Here is a 16,545-nt window from a genome sequence, read left to right as displayed (position 1 = left end):
TTTTTTGCCGCTTACTCCATACTTGATTTTCATCATCCCCTGGAGTGCGGTACATGCAAAACCCAACGTTATTACAGTTTTTCCATTGGTATTACCCGGATGGCAGCAAATTGTGGCCGGAAGTCGCCGATCGTGCGGCCTGGCTCAGCGAAATAGGTATCACCATGGCGTGGTTGCCACCGTGCTACAAAGGGGATTCGGGGGGCTATTCTGTCGGTTACGACAGCTACGATCTGTTTGACCTGGGTGAATTTGATCAGAAAGGGGGTGTTGCCACCAAATATGGCGACAAACAGCAGTTACTGGCGGCAACAGAAGCCCTGCGCAGTCACAACGTTGGGGTGCTGCTGGATGTGGTGCTCAACCACAAAATGGGTGCCGACGAAAAAGAGACGATTAGCGTTAACCGCGTCAATCCCGATAACCGCGATGAAATCTACGACGAAGTGGTCGAGTGCGAGGCCTGGACGAAATTCACTTTTCCGGCACGCGCCGGAGAGTTTTCGAAATTTGTCTGGGACCACAAATGCTTTAGCGGCGTAGACCACATCGAAAATCCGGACGAAAACGGCGTATTCAAAATCATCAATGACTACACCGCCGAAGGCTGGAACGACCAGGTTGATAACGAGCTGGGTAATTTCGACTATCTGATGGGCGCCAACATCGATTTCCGCAACAACGCGGTCAGGGAAGAGCTCAAATACTGGGCGCGCTGGGTGATGGAACAGGTGCCCTGCACCGGCTTTCGTCTCGATGCGGTAAAACATATCCCGGCCTGGTTCTATAAAGAGTGGATTGACCATATTCAGGAGGTTGCTGAGGAGCCGATGTTTATCGTCGCGGAATACTGGTCGTTTGAAACGGAGAAGCTGCAGGAGTATGTGCATCAGGTGGAAGGCAAAACCATGCTGTTTGATGCGCCACTGCACATGAACTTCCACCAGGCCTCAACCGCGGGCAGCGCCTACGACATGAGCCAGATTTTTGCTAACTCGCTGGTGGTTGCTGATCCGTGGCATGCCGTGACGATCGTGGCTAACCACGACACCCAGCCGCTGCAGTCGCTGGAAGCACCGGTAGAAGCCTGGTTTAAACCGCTGGCCTATGCGCTGATCCTGTTGCGTGAGCAGGGTGTGCCTACCATCTTCTATCCCGATCTGTTCGGGGCGACCTATGAAGATGAAGGCGGCGACGGCGAGAAGCACAAAATTGAGATGCCGGTGATCCCTGAACTGGAAGGATTGATCCGGGCGCGCCAGCAGTATGGCTGGGGCGTGCAGACCGACTATTTTGATCATCCAAACTGCGTGGCCTTCAGCCGCAGCGGCACCGAAACACAGCCAGGCTGTGTGGTGATCATGTCGAACGGCGATGCCGGTGAGAAAAGCGTGCCGATGGGTGAAGGTTTTGCCGGTAAGGTCTGGCGCGATCATCTGGGGAATCGGGAAGAGACCATTACTGCCGACGAGCACGGCACGGCGGTCTTTGTCTGTAACGGTGGCAGTGTCAGCGTCTGGGTGGTTGCAGAATAAGATCGTTGCAGAAGAAATGACTCAAAACTAAACCCGCCCCGGCAGGCAGAAGCGTGAAGTGCGCTCTGCCCGTCGGGGCGGTTTTGTTATGGTCCGGCTGTTATGACTTCGCGTTGTTTTCTGTAATCGGTGTGCGCAGCAGTTGCGGTTCGATGTTCTGAATCACGGCGGCTTTCGGCTGTTTCGCCACCTCTTCCAGCGCCTGCTGACACTCAACGGTCGGACGCGCCACTTTACGCAGGGTCATCCTGTCATAGCTCAGCTCGCCATTCTCCACGACCAGCGGCATCACCCGCACCTGACGCGTTACATTGACATAATCGCCGCTTAACCGGGTCAGTTTGCCCGGCTTCGCAATCACCCGCATCCACTGACGGCAGTCCAGCGTGCTGCCATCCGCATTGATGATCACACTGGCTATCGCCTTATCGCTGATCAGGCTGCTCTGTGGACCGACGGTTTGCCAGGTTCCCTGCAGATCAGCGGGCGCCGGCGTTTGCACCGCATTTTCATAATCGTTGATTTGTGCACAGCCACTCAGTGCCAGCGCGGCAATCAGCATCCACTTTTTCATGTTTAATCCCTAAGATCCCATCAATGGCGGCTACGTTATAATTTTTCCACCGCGTTGCGCAAGGTATCTGGGTGTTCAAACACCACGCAGACCCTGATTGCGCCAGAATTTATCCCGCAGTGAGCTCCACGGTCAGGTTTTTGACCGGAAGTTCAGAGGCTGAACTGATGCAAACTCCGTCCTTTGTCACGCCTGACAAGCGGAAGACAACCCGCTACACTGACGCGCTGCAACAGACTTTCAGGAATATGAATATGAAAACGCCAGAAGCCTACTATGCCCAGGCGCGCGAGATGTTTTTTACCGCGCATCCCGACTTTCAGTCTGCACTTGATGAATTAACGGAGAGCGACGCCCGTGCGGCGAACCTGTCACTGCGACAGCTGCGCGAATGGCATGCCGAACGCATCTATGCGGCCTTTTTGCGGCAGAAGAATCTGGATGGAATGATCTTTTCTATTCAGCTCGCTGAGCCGGATAAAGCGGTGGCGGCTGAAGCTATCGAGACTTATCTCAAATCTCATGCTGAGTCGCTGGGGATGAGCTGGGAAGAGTTTTGCATCAAAAACGAGCTTTAATCAGGGCCGCGCTGAAGTTGTATATTGCAAACACCTCCAACCAGTTCCGGCACTGCAGATAAAATTGTACTAACCGGGGGAAAGTGTATAACTTCGGCGTGCGACTCAGGTCGTGATTGTCCTTTAACGAATAGTGCTGATGCACTGCCTCTGCAGGTGTTGTCTCAATTCCACCTCCAGAGGCGAATTTTTTTATCCGCCCCTACCCTTCACCTTCCGTCGCTTTACCCTTTACTTCAACATAACTCGCTACCGCCAGCAGACGATTAATATGCGTCAGCAGCAGATCCACATCAGACTGCAGAAACTCGGTCGAAGATTGCGAAGCGGTAACAATGGCATCCTGCACCGTTTCTGAAATAGTCAGCGAGTTGTCCTGTTTCGCCTGCACCAGCAGCGCCGCAACCAGCAGGGACTGCGCTTCAAGCTGCGCCGTCAACTCTTTTGCATCGACGTCCATCTTTGCCAGTTTTAGCAGAATATCAATTACCAGTTGTCGCATCGCGGACCTCCTAAAAGTAAGCCGCCATTATGTCGCGATGCGTGCGCATTTTGCTAGTCGAAGATTGAGGTTTATGCGAGATAAAAATTTACACGAAATCAGGCGCGCTGCCTTGCTACTGTTTTTATTTACAGTATTATATGTCAGCGATTTTGCCCTGAATGGATTGCCATCATGTTTGTTGAGTTGATTTATGACAAGCGCAACGTTGCCGGTTTACCGGGTGCTCGCGAGATGATTCGTGAGGAGCTGGAAAAGCGGGTGCATCGGGTGTTCCCTGACATTGAAGTTAAGGTCAAGCCGATGGAACGTAACGCGATTGATACTGATTTGAGTAAGAACGATAAAGCGACGGTTGCGCGGATTGTTGAAGAGATGTTCGACGAAGCGGAAATGTGGCTGGTGGCCGATTAATCCCTTAACGGCCACCACATCAGTTAGCGGGAGATGACTTAGCTCTCCTGCTCGCTGTGATTAACTTCAATCTCGATGTCCTGAATCGCGGCATCCAGATCTTCCAGCAGTTTACCCTGCTTATTCAGCAACGCATCGATTCGGTCGGCGTTGGTCTTGTCTTTATACTCACCCGCATCAAACGCTAACCATTGGCTGGAAAGGGTTTCGGTGTTGGTCTGAGCATAGTGACGCATCTCTTTTAGCTGAGAAGTCACGTCACGCAGATATTCAGTTTTGGTCTTGGTTTCTGTTGAATCGCTCATGCTAAATTTCCTTCTGGTCATCTATCCAAAGTGAGTAGGCTTAGCGGTTCATCAACCGGCCAATCAGCGGGCCTGCATTCAGGTACAAAATGTTGCCCGGATATTTAAAACTAGTCGATAATAGCGAAGCCGCATTAAGAATAATCGGAAGTTATGGTTTATGACCGGATTTCACGGCTGGCACCTCACTCTCAGTGACGACCTCTTTGACTTTTATGACCGTTTTGTCGGCTATGCGATCCGGTATTGCATCCAGCTTGTGCTGTATTGCTGCAACCTGATCGGTCAGCAGCTCCACTCTGTCATCACGCCGCGCCGCAATTAAGCGGTAATCCGCCCGAATCTCCTCGACCCGCTTGTTTGCGGTGTTACTGACGTAGAGAAAAATGATCGTCATCAGGATGCAAATCATCGAACAGCTCAGCAATACGCAGCCGAGGATAACTTTGCGCCGGTAAGACATCGGTGCCTTAGTGCTATTAATCGTGGCCATCACTGCGATCCTCCAGAGTTGAGATAAGCCGATCAATCTCATTACGAAATTTATCGTTCTGATCGGTTTCGGTCATTGCCAGTAAAATCCCTACCGCATTCTTGATTAACCGAAGATCGGTTTCGAGTGTCGAGATACGCCGCAGATTCCTGTCGTGCCGTTCGCGTAATTCATCGTTCTCCTCCCGTATCAGCAGGTTGCTCTCTTTCAGCAACACCACCTGCTCTTTGTAGCTGGTAATAATTTCGCCGCCGGCTCGATTACTGGTAACGATTGACGCAATTCCCGCCAATAACGGTTTCCAGAACAGTGCTGCTGCCCCCCCGCCCAGAACTAACGCACCCATACTGGTAATCAGACTACTTTCCATGCCACACCCCTTTGTACGGTAAGGTCTCTGGAACTTACTGCGTGCTGCTTAGCCACGTCCCCCGCATGAAATTTAAGATTGCTTAAATACCAGGCTTAAGTATACTTAAGTCACTATCAACCAAAAAGTCAAGCTTATGAAAAACGAAACGCTGGGTGACCGCATCCGACTCCGACGTAAATCGCTGCAGTTAACGCAGAAGCAATTGGCGCAACAGGTAAAAGTGTCCCATGTGGCGATTTCGCAATGGGAAAAAGAAGAGACGCTGCCGCGCGGTGAGAACCTGCTGCGGCTCGCCGAAGCGCTGGGCTGCGCACCGGCTTTTCTGATAGATGGGGATGGTCCTGTTTTCAGCGAAAGCGCCTGGAGTGGTCTGCATCAGATCCCACTGCTTGCACAGCGCGACGTGCCGCGATGGCTGAGCGAGGCCGGTTCCGTCCGGCATGAACTGCTGATGCACAACGACATGGCGCTTTCACAGCAGAGCTTTGCCTTCCGGGTGGAAGAACAGGCGATGACGCCCGCGATTCTGCGGAATGATGTGGTGATCATCGATCCCACGCAGTCACCTCAGCCCGGCGACTGCGTGCTGGCATTGCAGCAACAGGTCGTGCTGCTACGCACCTGGCGTCAGCGCGGCAGTGAAAATGGCGTCATGCAGTTTGAACTGGCACCGGTCAATATCAATTTCCCTGAGCTGCAATCCAGCCGGGACAGCCTGAAGCTGATTGGTACGCTGGTGGAACTGCGACGCTACCGCCAGCCATAAAAAAACCCGCCGTGCGCGGGTTCACTTTTCATCGTACAACAGTGGCTGAGTTTATAACCGGACAGTTACAGGGCATCGGTCAGTTGATCTACCACCACTTTGCCCTGCAAATCGGTCTGCATAATGCGGTAATTCACGGGCCATGAGCGGCGGGTACTGAGTTTATCGAACAGGGTTACGCCGCCTTTTTTAACTCCCTGGCTATTTACAATAATCCATTCGGTGACCTCTTCCTGACCACGATTTTTCAGGCTCAGCGAGCGTTGTTCGATTAACTGATCTTCAGCTTCAATCTTTAAATAGTCTCTTAACATAATTTCTATCTCCTGGTAACGCAGGCCACTATATGCCTTTTGCTAATCCGTTCAATCGAATTTATTTATCGATCTGTTTATCGACGGGAATGTGACCTGCCGCAAGCGATATGACAGATTTGTCCATTACTGCATCAGGGATTCCCGGTTAGCATGAACCTGCTGTACACACCCAAACATCGAAAAATGACGTGTTCAGTATGAGAGAAACTCCGATTAGCCCGCCGCTGGCGGGCTTTTTTTTCTTCTTTAATCCGCTGCGCATGCGGGATGTCAGTGCTGGTCTAAACTTAAGAGACTGGAATAAAAGGAGAGAGTTATGTTTAAACACAATACGAATGAAGAACGTAAGAAAGAAGGTGATGTCAGCAAAAGCCTGCCCGAAGCCGCGCCAAACGCTGGTAATGCTTACGAGGAAGATGATCATCCCGCCACTGATGCGCCGAAAGATCATGGCGAAGTGCCGCGCAAAAATGATGACAGCCAGGATGACAAAAAAGATCCTTACAAGGCAAGCTGATGTGCGACAGGCGCGCCCGCTGGGCGCGCTGGTCAGCGTTAAGATTTAATGAGATCGGCAAGCTGGTACTGATTTTCAACCAGCCAGGCTGGAAAATGTTCGGATGTTACCGGCACTATCTCCATCCTTCGCGGACGATTCCAGATATCAATATTGTTCTCAACGCAGCGCCGTATGTGATCCGGATTATTAAATTCGGGACAGTTACGTTCGGTATGAGAAATCGAAGACATTTTTTCACTGATGCGCTCATCGCTCATTACCCAGGAAAAATGCCATCCTGCGTTCTTAATGGTTTTCGTCCGGAAATTTAGCCACTTCCAGCGCAACCAGTTCTCGCGTATCGGTGTTCCACGACGCTTAACATTGCGAAGCAATTCCGGTTGTCCCATAAAAAAGTTTCGCAGCGTTTTACAGGTCACCATTTTTGCCAGGGTGGCACAGCGCGGTGTGCCGTCGTCATTTAAAACCCGGACATTAAATTTAAAATTGAAATATTGCTGATGCAGCGTCGTGCAAAGATGTTGATGACTGAATGCTTTTATCGCCTCGGGTCGGGGAATTTCATCGACGTCTGACACAATAACAATATCATCATCCTGCGCGCCGGCCAGCCCCTGCATAATCTGATTACGTGCAGTGGCTTCATTTTCCCAGGGATCTGTCTCTCCCGCATTAACCACAGAACTATTCGATTTAAAGGCTTCCTGATAAAATCTGGGCGCAATATCGTTAACAATATAAATAATTTTATCGCGGAAACGATCGAACTTCTCAATATCAAAATGAAGCTTTTCCCGGCGTTTTCCGGTAAAGGTATAGCGAGATTCCACAATGACAAACCGATCAACAACATGCTCAAGCGTGTTCAGACGCATCTCAAGCAAGATATCTTCATCGTAGTATAAAAAACAGTCATAAATCATAGTATTCAGAGGCACTTAAGTAGTAAGTATTTCATCAGGACACCTCAGCATGCGTAACACAACAGAGGTATAACGCCTTTTGTTGAGGCCGATTTTTAATGAACCTGATGTGTGTGTAATGTACTGCGTAAAACTTTCCGTGTTTATAATAAACTGGCTAACAAAGGCTGCAGGTAATGATTTTCGGGCATCCGCCACAAAGCAGACTAACGATATGATGAGCAACCATTCAGAGTGATATTTACCTGACATTCACCTGACAACGGTTAACACCAGCAGGCAGCGTGAGTCATCTGATGCGGCTACCTTTTGTTTATGCTCGTTGCTTACATCATAATCCGTTGCGAAGAATGTTACATTTAGTCCGTAACGCTAGCAATATCAAGCGCAGATTTTTAATTAAAATGAGCCACACGATCAATATCCGGATATTATTGGTCAACAAAATAACTATGATGGTTTCGTTCATGAAGAAGATCATTATTGCCCTGAGCATAAGTCTGTTGGGCGGATGCGTAGATATGGGACGGGTTGGATTACATCCGACAACAAAAACCGCTTATTTCAACGGTCATCCTTTTCAGGTTGAATCCTGCCTTAGCGTAGCGGCACAAGATCAAAGACTCTATCTGGAGCAGGATGAACCTCTGCCGGATGGCACGAAGCGATATAATCTTGAGCAGGATGATGAAACCGCAGCCTGGGTTGAAATTGCAAAGTTCAGCCATCATCAGACCAGTGCGACATTTTACTATGATCCAAAAGCATCAGATATCAGCACAGCAGTTTCAGGGATGATCGCACGGTGCAAAACATCACATTAAATGCCGCGTCGGCATTTGCGTGATGCAGGATGGATGACCAGGAGACAGAATAAGTTGTCAGACCAGCCAGAGCGCACGCGCTTGCCTGACAATCTTTCTCACTCTTCTATTCTAAGGCTTTTATCACGCCCGCTTCCGGGCTATGCCATGTTCAGGAGTGGGCAGTCAAAGCTCAGCCTATTTAGCCGGTTCGCAATCATAGGCACCTCGTATGCGGATCTGACTCTGGCTGGTGCGGACGATTTCAGCTCTTAATAGCCCTTTGCCCTCACGGTTCGTCAGCTCCATATCCACCATCCCCGGCGCTTTGCTGTTTTTCACCAGCAGTTTGACGGTCGCGTTGTCGTAATCGCCCTTCTCTTTCGCAAAAGTGACTTTCTGCGTTTTTGCGCGTTCTCCATTCACTGAGAACCAGCCGCTCTTGTCAGATTTAAGATAGAACGGCCCGCACTGCGTGGCAGCAAAGGCTGGAACCGATAAGCTGATTAACGATGCGATAAGGATAAGTTTTTTTAGCATTGGGCTGGCGTCCTGCTGATGGGTGATGAGGGGTCGGGTCGCCTGCACCGAAGAGTGAGTTCCCTGCTGCACGGCTCGTAATAAAGAGCAGTATAGTCAATGACACCTGCATTATCGCCAGTACAGGGTCATAGACTCAGCAAAGTGATCGGCCTTGATGCGGGCAACCCACTACCCTAATCCAATGCCACGCAGGCGTGCCTTGTTCAGCGGAATCAGCTCACTAAACCTGCATATTCATAATTTCACTATACGCCGACACCAGCTTGTTCCTGACCTGAATACCCATCTGCATTGAGATGGACGATTTCTGCAGATCGACCATCACGTCATTAAGCGCGATACCCGGTTTCCCCATCTCAAAATCCTGCGCCTGGGTGCGGGCGGTGGTCTGCGTCTCGCTGATCTTATCCAGCGCCGCTTTCATAGTCGCACCAAAATCGATCTGATTAGGGGCTTCACTACTGCGGTTGCTGGCCTGCAGTGAGGTCGCCTGTAGCTGCTGCAGTACGCCATCAATTGCCTGAATGGACATGAACGATACCTTATTAAAGAGGATGACATTTTTGATGTGAGCAAAAGTTAGCACGTTGTCAATGAGACAAAGCCGCTAAATGACATCAAAAACCCTACCTTATCCAGGCATCGAATTTTGCTTATCACCTAATAATGCCTGGCATTGAAGTGGAAATTTTATCTACGCAGGTCAGGGAGTCTGTTTTGCCATCTCAACTTACCCGGTCAATTACGTCAGGCAGGAAACGGTCATGAATGCGAGTACAGCCGCCACAACAGAACAAGAAAAGAAAGGCTTCGGTGACCTGCTCGCTCGCCTGCGCGCAAATCCGCGTATTCCTTTAATCGTCGCTGCCGCCGCCGTTGTAGCGATAGTGATCGCGATGGTGCTCTGGGCAAAGCAGCCCAGCTATAGCGTCCTTTATAACAACCTTACAGATGAAGATGGCGGTGCCATCGTCACGCAGCTGACGCAGATGAACATCCCTTATCGCTTCGCCGAAAATGGCGGCGCGCTGATGGTGCCGGAAGCGAACGTGCATGAGCTGCGTCTGCGTCTGGCTCAGCAGGGTCTGCCGAAAGGCGGCTCGGTGGGTTTTGAGCTGCTGGATAAAGAGAAGTTCGGTATCAGCCAGTTCAGCGAGCAGGTTAACTACCAGCGCGCGCTGGAAGGCGAACTGGCTCGTACCATCGAATCACTCGGCCCGGTTAAAAGCGCCCGTGTTCATCTGGCGATGCCAAAACCAACCTTATTTGTGCGTGAGCAGAAAGCGCCATCCGCTTCTGTCACCTTAACCCTGCAGCCTGGCCGTGCACTGGATGAAGGCCAGATTCAGGCCATCGCCCACATGGTCTCAAGCAGCGTCGCCGGTTTACCGCCGGGCAACGTCACCGTGGTCGATCAGACCGGTCGCCTGCTGACCCGCTCTGACTCCGCCGGTCGCGACCTGAATGATGCACAGCTCAAGTATGCCTCTGAAGTTGAAGCACGCTACCAGCAACGTATCGAAGCGATCCTGAATCCGATTCTCGGTCAGGGCAATGTGCATGCGCAGGTTACCGCGCAGATTAACTTCGACACCGCCGAGCAAACCGACGAGAAATATCAGCCTAACGCTAACCCGTCGAACTCAGCGATTCGTTCGCGTCAGACCAGCACCAGCGACCAGTCAGGCAGCCCTTATCCGGGCGGCGTGCCGGGCGCGCTCTCTAACCAGCCTGCGCCAGCTAACACTGCGCCGGTGACGACGCCGAACAACAATGCCGCCAATGGCCAGAACGCCAATGGTCAGAATGCTAACGGTCAGAACAACGCGGCGAATAACGCTAACCAGACCACCAGCACCGCAGCGGCCAGTGCCGGACCGACCAACTCGCGTCGTGACGACACGGTGAACTACGAGCTGGATCGCACCATTCGTCATACCAAGGTCAACGTTGGCGACGTACAGCGCCTGTCGGTTGCGGTCGTGGTGAACTTCCGTGCAGATGATAAAGGTAAAGCGGTTGCGCTGAACGAACAGCAGCTGAAGCAGATTGAAGATCTGACCCGCGAAGCGATGGGCTACTCCCAGAACCGTGGCGACAGCATCAACGTGGTGAACTCGCAGTTCAACACTACTGAACCAGTGACCACCGATCTGCCCTTCTGGCAACAGCAGTCGTTCTTTGATCAGCTGATGAATGCCGGTAAGTGGCTGTTGATTGCTCTGGTAGCCTTCATCCTCTACCGCAAACTGGTTCGTCCGCACCTGGTTCGCAAGCAGGCCGCAGAGAAAGCCGCCGCGGAAGCCGTTGCTGCCCGTGCGACTGAGCAACCGGAAGAAGAAGCCTTTAATGTGCAGCTCAGCAAAGATGAGCTGGATCAGGAACGTAAGTCTAACAACCGCATGAGCGCAGAAGTGATGAGTCAACGCATCCGCGACATGTCAGAAAACGATCCGCGCGTTGTAGCGCTGGTAATTCGCGAATGGATGAGTAAAGAGCTATGAGTCTGACCGGAACCGAAAAAAGCGCCATCCTGATGATGACTATTGGCGAAGAGCGCGCCGCGGAAGTTTTCAAACACCTGAACCAGCGTGAGGTCCAGCACCTGAGCGGCGCGATGGCCAACATGCGTCAGGTGTCACATAAGCAACTGACTGAAGTGCTGCGTGAGTTCGAAGCGGATGCTGAGCAGTTCGCGGCGCTGAGCCTGAACTCCAACGAATACCTGCGTTCGGTACTGACCCGTGCGCTGGGCGAAGAGCGCGCCTCCAGCCTGCTGGAGGACATTCTCGAAACGCGCGAAACCACCAGCGGCATGGAAACGCTCAACTTTATGGAGCCGCAGGCTGCTGCCGACCTTATTCGCGACGAGCATCCACAGATCATCGCCACCATCCTGGTCCACCTCAAGCGTGCCCAGGCCGCCGATATTGTGGCGCTGTTCGACGAACGTCTGCGTCACGACGTGATGCTGCGTATCGCCACTTTCGGTGGTGTCCAGCCAGCCGCGCTGGCCGAACTGACCGAAGTGCTGAACGGCCTGCTGGATGGCACCAACCTCAAGCGTGCGAAGATGGGCGGCGTGAGAACCGCAGCCGAGATCATCAACCTGATGAAAACGCAGCAGGAAGAGGCGGTTATCGAAGCCGTACGCGACTTCGATGGCGAACTGGCGCAGAAAATTATCGACGAGATGTTCCTGTTCGAAAACCTGGTGGCAGTGGACGACCGCAGCATCCAGCGTCTGTTGCAGGAAGTGGAGTCCGAGCAGTTGCTGGTTGCACTGAAAGGTGCCGAACAGCCACTGCGCGAGAAGTTCCTCAAAAACATGTCAGCCCGTGCGGCGGATATCCTGCGCGACGATCTGGCCAACCGTGGCCCGGTGCGTATGTCCGCAGTGGAAAACGAACAGAAAGCGATCCTGCTGGTGGTACGCCGCCTGGCCGAGTCAGGCGAGATGGTGATTGGTGGTGGCGAGGAAACTTATGTCTGATGCATTTTCTGCGCGCCCCTGGCAGCTGTGGCAGCCCACGGATTTAGGCCGTTTCGATGAGCCTGCTGAACCGGAGCTGCAGCCAGAAATTTACGAAGCTGAAGATGGCGTTGATGAGCAGCAACAGCAGCTCGAACGCCTGCAGCAGCAGATGCGCAAAGAGGCACAGGGCCAGGGTTACAACGAAGGCTATCAGCAGGGTGTGACCGAAGGCCAGAAAGCCGGCTACGACGCCGGTTTTCAGCAGGGTCTGGCCGATGCCCAGCAGCAGCAGGCGCCCCTTCAGGCGCGTATGCAGCAGCTGGTAACCGAGTTCCAGAACACGCTTGAATCGCTGGACAGCGTGATTGCGGCCCGTCTGATGCAACTGGCGCTGGAAGCGGCACGTTCGGTGATTGGTCAGGCGACCACGGTGGATGGCACCGCCCTGCTGCGCCAGATTCAGGGGTTACTGCAGCAGGAACCGATGTTCAGCGGCAAACCGCAACTGCGCGTTCACCCGGATGACTTACAACGCATTGAGCAGACCCTGGGGCCGACGCTGGATCTGCACGGCTGGCGGCTGATCGCTGACAGCACCCTGCATCCTGGCGGCTGCAAACTCAGCGCAGAAGATGGCGATCTGGATGCCAGCGTCGCGACGCGCTGGCAGGAACTCTGCCGTCTTGCCGCACCGGGAGAATTGTAATGACCACTCGTCTGAATCGCTGGCTCGGCTCGCTCGATGCCTTTGAGAAACGCATCGCCCAGGTGCAGCCGGTGCGCCGTTATGGCCGCCTGACCCGCGCCACCGGCCTGGTGCTGGAAGCAACCGGCTTACAGTTGCCGCTGGGTGCGACCTGCGTAATCGAACGCAACGATGGCAAAACCATCAGTGAAATCGAAAGCGAAGTGGTGGGATTCAACGGTCAGAAGTTGCTGATGATGCCACTGGAAGAAGTGGACGGCATTTTACCGGGTGCGCGGGTCTATGCGCGCCAGAACGGAGAGAACCCGCAGGCAGGCAAACAGATGATGCTGGGGCCGGAACTGCTGGGCCGCGTACTCGATGGCAGCGGGCGACCGCTGGACGGCCTGCCGTCTCCGGATACCGGCTATCGCGCGCCGCTGAACACCCCGCCGTTTAACCCGCTGCAGCGTACGCCGATCACCGACGTACTGGATACCGGCGTGCGGGCGATCAACGCCCTGCTGACGGTCGGTCGCGGACAGCGTATGGGCCTGTTCGCCGGTTCGGGCGTGGGTAAAAGTGTGCTGCTTGGCATGATGGCGCGCTACACCAAAGCGGACGTCATTGTGGTCGGTCTGATTGGCGAACGTGGCCGCGAAGTAAAAGATTTTATCGAGAACATTCTCGGCGCTGAAGGCCGCGCCCGTTCGGTGGTGATCGCCGCCCCGGCCGATGTTTCGCCGCTGCTGCGTATGCAGGGTGCCGCTTACGCCACGCGTATCGCAGAAGACTTTCGCGACCGCGGCCAGCATGTGTTGCTGATTATGGATTCCCTGACCCGCTACGCTATGGCGCAGCGTGAGATCGCGCTGGCGATTGGTGAGCCGCCGGCCACCAAAGGCTATCCGCCTTCCGTATTCGCCAAACTGCCTGCCCTGGTTGAGCGTGCCGGTAACGGCATCGACGGCGGCGGCTCGATCACCGCCTTCTATACCGTCCTGACCGAAGGCGACGATCAGCAGGACCCGATCGCCGACTCCGCGCGCGCCATTCTCGACGGCCACATTGTGCTGTCGCGTCGGCTGGGCGAAGCGGGTCACTATCCGGCCATTGATATAGAAGCCTCGATCAGCCGTGCGATGACCTCGCTGATCGATGAGAACCACTATGCGCGAGTGCGCCAGTTTAAGCAGTTGCTCTCCAGCTTCCAGCGTAACCGCGATCTGGTCAGCGTCGGTGCTTATGCCGCGGGCAGTGATCCGATGCTTGATAAAGCGATCACGCTCTATCCGCAGATGGAAGCCTTCCTGCAACAGGGCATCTTTGAGCGCAGTGATTACGACGACGCCAGCCTGCATCTGCATGCGCTGTTTGGCTAGTCACACGAATTAACGCGAGGTAACGGCAATGAAAACTGCAAATGCCATCGATACGCTGCGCGACTTAGCGGAGCAGGATCTCGAACGCGCTGCCATCTATTTAGGCGATATGCGTCGCGGCCAGCACGCCGCGAACGAGCAGCTGACGATGCTGCTCGATTATCAGGACGAATATCGCAACAAGCTCAACGATGACATGTCATCGGGTATTGCCAGCACCCGCTGGACCAACTATCACCAGTTTATTCAGACGCTGGAAAAAGCGATTGAGCAGCACCGCAACCAGCTTAATAACTGGAATCAACGGCTGGAACAGGCGCTGATCAACTGGCGTGACAAACAGCAACGGCTGAACGCCTATCAGACGCTGATTACGCGCGCAGCGGAAAATGCATTACGACAGGAAAACCGTCTCGATCAGAAACGGATGGACGAATTTGCCCAACGGGCCGCATCGAGGAGAGGTGAATGATTACGCTGCCAAACATTGCTATGAAAGCGACGGTAAAAACCGACGCAGAACCCTCAGTCTCAACTGACCCTGCTGCGGGTGCCGATGCCCTGCCGCAGGACTTTCTGACCGCACTGGGAAACCAGTTACTCGGCCTGGCTAAACAGCAGGGAAAAGCGGCGCAATCCGCTGACGTTAAAGCAGAAACTGCCGATGACGCCCGCCCGAAGGCCCCGCTGAATGCCCTGATGGCAGCACTGGAAAATCCTGCTGCGCTGACCGCTCTGTTTAAGCCGGAAAATATTAAAGGTGGGTCAAAATCAGCCGATGATAAAGACAAGCCGGACGTTGCACCCTTAAGCGCCAGCGATATGCAGAATATGCAGGCACTGTTCGCCATGTTACCGGGTGTAGCGGCTGTCACAGCCACCACGTCGACCCCGGTCAGCAGTGAAGCGGGCGAGATGATCGCCCAGACCGATACCGGCCGGAAAAGCCAGAGCTCGCTGACGCAACTGCTGAACAGCGCGCAGCAGAGCCACGCACCGGGCGAAGATGAAAAGTCTGACGCCAGAAGCGACGCACAGAGCAAACCTGCCGTCACCACTGCCGCCAGCCAGAGCAACAACGCCGCGCAGAGTGCGACCAGCAGCGGCCTGACGCTCGACAGCAGTTTCCAGCAGGCGCTGAGCAACATGGTTAAGCAGGACGATCAGTCTGCGATTAAAGCCAGCACCAGCGATAACGCGATCAATGCTACGCCAATCGCCACCGCCAGCAGCCTGCCTGCGCCGGTGACCGCCTCCGCGACCACCAGCACACCGTCAACGCCGATGCTGAACTCACAGCTGGGCAGCGACGAGTGGCAGCAGGCGCTGAGTCAGCAGATTGTGATGTTCAGTCGCAACGGCCAGCAGAACGCGGAATTGCGGTTACATCCGGAAGACCTTGGCGCTATCCAGATCAGCCTGAAACTGGATAACGACCAGGCACAAATTAATCTGGTTTCCAGCCATAGCCACGTAAGAGCAGCACTGGAAGCCGCGATACCGCAGCTGCGCAGCGCGCTGGCAGAGAGCGGTATCAACCTGGGCGAGAGTCAGGTGAGCAGTGACAGTTCCGCGCAGGGCCAGCAATTCCAGCAGCAGCAGGAGGCGCGCCGCGATGGACAGCATGGCCGCTTCTCCCTCACCCAGGACAGTGACACCGACATTACGCCGATCGCCGTTCCCGCCGCCCTTCAGGCTCGCGTTAGCGGCAACAGCGCCGTCGACACTTTCGCCTGACAGCGGCAAACGCTGAAGGTAAGCGTAAAACCCGCGTCTTTTCTACCCATTGGTTTGACTTAAGACGCGGATAATCTGTCTCGTGAGCCGAGAGGCTTGCCCATAATTCACAGGAAGTAACTGCACCATGTCTGATAACGCGAAAGCAAAAAAAGGCAGCAAACGTAAACTCTTAATACCAGTGCTGCTCATTTTGACGCTGGCCGCTTGCAGCGTGGCAGGCTATGCAGTCTGGCGAATGATGAACAAACATGAGGGCGATAAGCCTGAGGTGGCGAAAGTTGAACCGCCTCCCGCTCCGGTCTTTTTTGCACTTGATACATTTACGGTTAACCTGGTCAATCCCGACAACGATCCTGACCGCGTGCTTTACGTAGGCTTTACCCTGCGTCTGCCCGATGAGGATACCCGGCGTCGGATGAACGACTATCTGCCTGAGGTGCGCAGCCGTTTGCTGCTGCTGCTCTCGCGTCAGAGCGCTGCGGCGCTGGCGACAGAGCAAGGAAAGCAGGCGCTTGTTGAACAAATCAAACAGGCGCTGACACCCCCGCTGGTAAAAGGTCAACCTCCGCAGGCTGTAAACGATGTGCTGTTTACTGCCTTCATTTTGAGGTGAATCA

At 53.8% G+C, this 16,545-nt stretch carries 22 protein-coding genes; 13 read left to right on the top strand and 9 right to left on the bottom strand.

Features of this window, described 5'->3' with window-relative positions:
- Nucleotides 1-53 precede the first annotated feature (53 nt).
- Nucleotides 54-1,535, top strand: coding sequence for an alpha-amylase (amyA, locus tag HFD95_RS11810; protein WP_061901356.1), 1,482 nt, complete (start codon nt 54-56; stop codon nt 1,533-1,535).
- A 100-nt stretch (nt 1,536-1,635) separates the two neighbouring features.
- Here the strand turns inward: amyA and yedD are convergent, their stop codons facing one another.
- On the bottom strand, nt 1,636-2,109 hold the full coding sequence (yedD, locus tag HFD95_RS11805; RefSeq protein WP_010247616.1) for a lipoprotein YedD: 474 nt from the start codon (nt 2,107-2,109) through the stop codon (nt 1,636-1,638).
- A 254-nt stretch (nt 2,110-2,363) separates the two neighbouring features.
- Here yedD and HFD95_RS11800 point away from each other — a divergent pair, with 254 nt between their 5' ends.
- The gene (locus tag HFD95_RS11800; protein ID WP_008926858.1) at nt 2,364-2,687 is read left to right on the top strand and encodes a DUF6388 family protein; all 324 of its coding nucleotides are present in this window, start codon (nt 2,364-2,366) and stop codon (nt 2,685-2,687) included.
- 202 nt (nt 2,688-2,889) lie between these two features.
- Here HFD95_RS11800 and iraP read toward each other — a convergent pair whose 3' ends face one another.
- Nucleotides 2,890-3,189: an anti-adapter protein IraP gene (gene iraP / locus HFD95_RS11795; protein WP_010247621.1), complete on the bottom strand. Its 300-nt coding sequence runs from the start codon at nt 3,187-3,189 to the stop codon at nt 2,890-2,892.
- A 174-nt stretch (nt 3,190-3,363) separates the two neighbouring features.
- On the opposite strand from iraP, the gene HFD95_RS11790 reads away from it, so the two are divergent.
- A complete protein-coding gene (locus tag HFD95_RS11790) occupies nt 3,364-3,603 on the top strand; it encodes a DinI-like family protein (protein ID WP_003854508.1) in 240 nt (79 codons plus the stop codon).
- A 38-nt stretch (nt 3,604-3,641) separates the two neighbouring features.
- Here the strand turns inward: HFD95_RS11790 and HFD95_RS11785 are convergent, their stop codons facing one another.
- The 3 genes from HFD95_RS11785 to HFD95_RS11775 all read right to left on the bottom strand — a co-directional run bounded on the left by HFD95_RS11785 (nt 3,642) and on the right by HFD95_RS11775 (nt 4,771).
- Nucleotides 3,642-3,908, bottom strand: coding sequence for a hypothetical protein (locus HFD95_RS11785; RefSeq protein WP_010670837.1), 267 nt, complete (start codon nt 3,906-3,908; stop codon nt 3,642-3,644).
- Nucleotides 3,909-4,059: 151 nt separating this feature from the next.
- Entirely contained in the window at nt 4,060-4,401 is a 342-nt protein-coding gene (locus tag HFD95_RS11780) for a hypothetical protein (protein ID WP_010670838.1), read from the bottom strand.
- A complete protein-coding gene (locus tag HFD95_RS11775) occupies nt 4,388-4,771 on the bottom strand; it encodes a hypothetical protein (protein WP_010247627.1) in 384 nt (127 codons plus the stop codon). Before HFD95_RS11775 ends, HFD95_RS11780 begins: the two co-directional genes overlap by 14 nt.
- A gap of 136 nt (nt 4,772-4,907) precedes the next feature.
- On the opposite strand from HFD95_RS11775, the gene HFD95_RS11770 reads away from it, so the two are divergent.
- Entirely contained in the window at nt 4,908-5,540 is a 633-nt protein-coding gene (locus tag HFD95_RS11770; RefSeq protein WP_022625481.1) for a helix-turn-helix domain-containing protein, read from the top strand.
- Nucleotides 5,541-5,605: 65 nt separating this feature from the next.
- Here the strand turns inward: HFD95_RS11770 and HFD95_RS11765 are convergent, their stop codons facing one another.
- Nucleotides 5,606-5,854 (bottom strand): hypothetical protein, encoded by a 249-nt coding sequence (locus HFD95_RS11765; protein WP_010247633.1) that lies wholly within the window; start codon nt 5,852-5,854, stop codon nt 5,606-5,608.
- Between the two features lie 319 nt (nt 5,855-6,173).
- Here HFD95_RS11765 and HFD95_RS11760 point away from each other — a divergent pair, with 319 nt between their 5' ends.
- Nucleotides 6,174-6,374, top strand: coding sequence for a hypothetical protein (locus HFD95_RS11760; protein ID WP_010247636.1), 201 nt, complete (start codon nt 6,174-6,176; stop codon nt 6,372-6,374).
- Between the two features lie 38 nt (nt 6,375-6,412).
- Here HFD95_RS11760 and HFD95_RS11755 read toward each other — a convergent pair whose 3' ends face one another.
- Nucleotides 6,413-7,300: a benzoate transporter gene (locus HFD95_RS11755; RefSeq protein ID WP_064691423.1), complete on the bottom strand. Its 888-nt coding sequence runs from the start codon at nt 7,298-7,300 to the stop codon at nt 6,413-6,415.
- Nucleotides 7,301-7,767: 467 nt separating this feature from the next.
- Here HFD95_RS11755 and HFD95_RS11750 point away from each other — a divergent pair, with 467 nt between their 5' ends.
- The gene (locus HFD95_RS11750) at nt 7,768-8,124 is read left to right on the top strand and encodes a hypothetical protein (protein WP_122888976.1); all 357 of its coding nucleotides are present in this window, start codon (nt 7,768-7,770) and stop codon (nt 8,122-8,124) included.
- Between the two features lie 177 nt (nt 8,125-8,301).
- Here the strand turns inward: HFD95_RS11750 and HFD95_RS11745 are convergent, their stop codons facing one another.
- A complete protein-coding gene (locus tag HFD95_RS11745) occupies nt 8,302-8,643 on the bottom strand; it encodes a hypothetical protein (RefSeq protein WP_061901353.1) in 342 nt (113 codons plus the stop codon).
- 223 nt (nt 8,644-8,866) lie between these two features.
- Nucleotides 8,867-9,178 carry a flagellar hook-basal body complex protein FliE gene (gene fliE, locus HFD95_RS11740; RefSeq protein WP_003854485.1) on the bottom strand — a complete coding sequence of 104 codons (312 nt, stop codon included), beginning with the start codon at nt 9,176-9,178 and terminating at the stop codon, nt 8,867-8,869.
- A 232-nt stretch (nt 9,179-9,410) separates the two neighbouring features.
- On the opposite strand from fliE, the gene fliF reads away from it, so the two are divergent.
- The 7 genes from fliF to fliL all read left to right on the top strand — a co-directional run bounded on the left by fliF (nt 9,411) and on the right by fliL (nt 16,541).
- Entirely contained in the window at nt 9,411-11,150 is a 1,740-nt protein-coding gene (fliF, locus tag HFD95_RS11735) for a flagellar basal-body MS-ring/collar protein FliF (protein ID WP_010247649.1), read from the top strand.
- The gene (gene fliG / locus HFD95_RS11730; protein WP_003854483.1) at nt 11,147-12,139 is read left to right on the top strand and encodes a flagellar motor switch protein FliG; all 993 of its coding nucleotides are present in this window, start codon (nt 11,147-11,149) and stop codon (nt 12,137-12,139) included. The genes fliF and fliG overlap by 4 nt, the downstream gene beginning before the upstream one ends.
- Nucleotides 12,132-12,827: a flagellar assembly protein FliH gene (gene fliH / locus HFD95_RS11725; RefSeq protein WP_010247652.1), complete on the top strand. Its 696-nt coding sequence runs from the start codon at nt 12,132-12,134 to the stop codon at nt 12,825-12,827. Before fliG ends, fliH begins: the two co-directional genes overlap by 8 nt.
- A complete protein-coding gene (gene fliI / locus HFD95_RS11720; RefSeq protein ID WP_010247655.1) occupies nt 12,827-14,188 on the top strand; it encodes a flagellar protein export ATPase FliI in 1,362 nt (453 codons plus the stop codon). Before fliH ends, fliI begins: the two co-directional genes overlap by 1 nt.
- Before the next feature lie 28 nt (nt 14,189-14,216).
- Nucleotides 14,217-14,660 (top strand): flagellar export protein FliJ, encoded by a 444-nt coding sequence (gene fliJ / locus HFD95_RS11715; protein ID WP_003854478.1) that lies wholly within the window; start codon nt 14,217-14,219, stop codon nt 14,658-14,660.
- Nucleotides 14,657-15,925, top strand: coding sequence for a flagellar hook-length control protein FliK (locus HFD95_RS11710; RefSeq protein ID WP_167430277.1), 1,269 nt, complete (start codon nt 14,657-14,659; stop codon nt 15,923-15,925). Before fliJ ends, HFD95_RS11710 begins: the two co-directional genes overlap by 4 nt.
- Nucleotides 15,926-16,052: 127 nt before the next feature.
- The gene (fliL, locus tag HFD95_RS11705; RefSeq protein ID WP_039388789.1) at nt 16,053-16,541 is read left to right on the top strand and encodes a flagellar basal body-associated protein FliL; all 489 of its coding nucleotides are present in this window, start codon (nt 16,053-16,055) and stop codon (nt 16,539-16,541) included.
- Nucleotides 16,542-16,545 lie beyond the last annotated feature (4 nt).

The sequence above is a fragment of the Pantoea sp. EKM10T genome, assembly GCF_011800685.1.
Lineage (GTDB): Bacteria > Pseudomonadota > Gammaproteobacteria > Enterobacterales > Enterobacteriaceae > Pantoea > Pantoea agglomerans.
The sequence above is the reverse complement of the archived record's forward strand: the minus strand, read 5'-3'. Positions and strand labels throughout refer to the sequence as shown.

What these genes read in the sequence shown, in the direction of transcription:
- HFD95_RS11790 (WP_003854508.1), top strand. Translation starts at nt 3,364, where the DNA reads ATGTTTGTTGAGTTGATTTATGACAAGCGCAACGTTGCCGGTTTACCG.
- fliJ (WP_003854478.1), top strand. Translation starts at nt 14,217, where the DNA reads ATGAAAACTGCAAATGCCATCGATACGCTGCGCGACTTAGCGGAGCAG.
- fliH (WP_010247652.1), top strand. Translation starts at nt 12,132, where the DNA reads ATGTCTGATGCATTTTCTGCGCGCCCCTGGCAGCTGTGGCAGCCCACG.
- HFD95_RS11760 (WP_010247636.1), top strand. Translation starts at nt 6,174, where the DNA reads ATGTTTAAACACAATACGAATGAAGAACGTAAGAAAGAAGGTGATGTC.
- yedD (WP_010247616.1), bottom strand. Translation starts at nt 2,109, where the DNA reads ATGAAAAAGTGGATGCTGATTGCCGCGCTGGCACTGAGTGGCTGTGCA.
- HFD95_RS11755 (WP_064691423.1), bottom strand. Translation starts at nt 7,300, where the DNA reads ATGATTTATGACTGTTTTTTATACTACGATGAAGATATCTTGCTTGAG.
- HFD95_RS11770 (WP_022625481.1), top strand. Translation starts at nt 4,908, where the DNA reads ATGAAAAACGAAACGCTGGGTGACCGCATCCGACTCCGACGTAAATCG.
- fliI (WP_010247655.1), top strand. Translation starts at nt 12,827, where the DNA reads ATGACCACTCGTCTGAATCGCTGGCTCGGCTCGCTCGATGCCTTTGAG.
- HFD95_RS11710 (WP_167430277.1), top strand. Translation starts at nt 14,657, where the DNA reads ATGATTACGCTGCCAAACATTGCTATGAAAGCGACGGTAAAAACCGAC.
- fliF (WP_010247649.1), top strand. Translation starts at nt 9,411, where the DNA reads ATGAATGCGAGTACAGCCGCCACAACAGAACAAGAAAAGAAAGGCTTC.
- fliG (WP_003854483.1), top strand. Translation starts at nt 11,147, where the DNA reads ATGAGTCTGACCGGAACCGAAAAAAGCGCCATCCTGATGATGACTATT.
- HFD95_RS11750 (WP_122888976.1), top strand. Translation starts at nt 7,768, where the DNA reads ATGAAGAAGATCATTATTGCCCTGAGCATAAGTCTGTTGGGCGGATGC.
- HFD95_RS11775 (WP_010247627.1), bottom strand. Translation starts at nt 4,771, where the DNA reads ATGGAAAGTAGTCTGATTACCAGTATGGGTGCGTTAGTTCTGGGCGGG.
- HFD95_RS11800 (WP_008926858.1), top strand. Translation starts at nt 2,364, where the DNA reads ATGAAAACGCCAGAAGCCTACTATGCCCAGGCGCGCGAGATGTTTTTT.
- iraP (WP_010247621.1), bottom strand. Translation starts at nt 3,189, where the DNA reads ATGCGACAACTGGTAATTGATATTCTGCTAAAACTGGCAAAGATGGAC.
- HFD95_RS11765 (WP_010247633.1), bottom strand. Translation starts at nt 5,854, where the DNA reads ATGTTAAGAGACTATTTAAAGATTGAAGCTGAAGATCAGTTAATCGAA.
- amyA (WP_061901356.1), top strand. Translation starts at nt 54, where the DNA reads ATGCAAAACCCAACGTTATTACAGTTTTTCCATTGGTATTACCCGGAT.
- fliE (WP_003854485.1), bottom strand. Translation starts at nt 9,178, where the DNA reads ATGTCCATTCAGGCAATTGATGGCGTACTGCAGCAGCTACAGGCGACC.
- fliL (WP_039388789.1), top strand. Translation starts at nt 16,053, where the DNA reads ATGTCTGATAACGCGAAAGCAAAAAAAGGCAGCAAACGTAAACTCTTA.
- HFD95_RS11785 (WP_010670837.1), bottom strand. Translation starts at nt 3,908, where the DNA reads ATGAGCGATTCAACAGAAACCAAGACCAAAACTGAATATCTGCGTGAC.
- HFD95_RS11745 (WP_061901353.1), bottom strand. Translation starts at nt 8,643, where the DNA reads ATGCTAAAAAAACTTATCCTTATCGCATCGTTAATCAGCTTATCGGTT.
- HFD95_RS11780 (WP_010670838.1), bottom strand. Translation starts at nt 4,401, where the DNA reads ATGGCCACGATTAATAGCACTAAGGCACCGATGTCTTACCGGCGCAAA.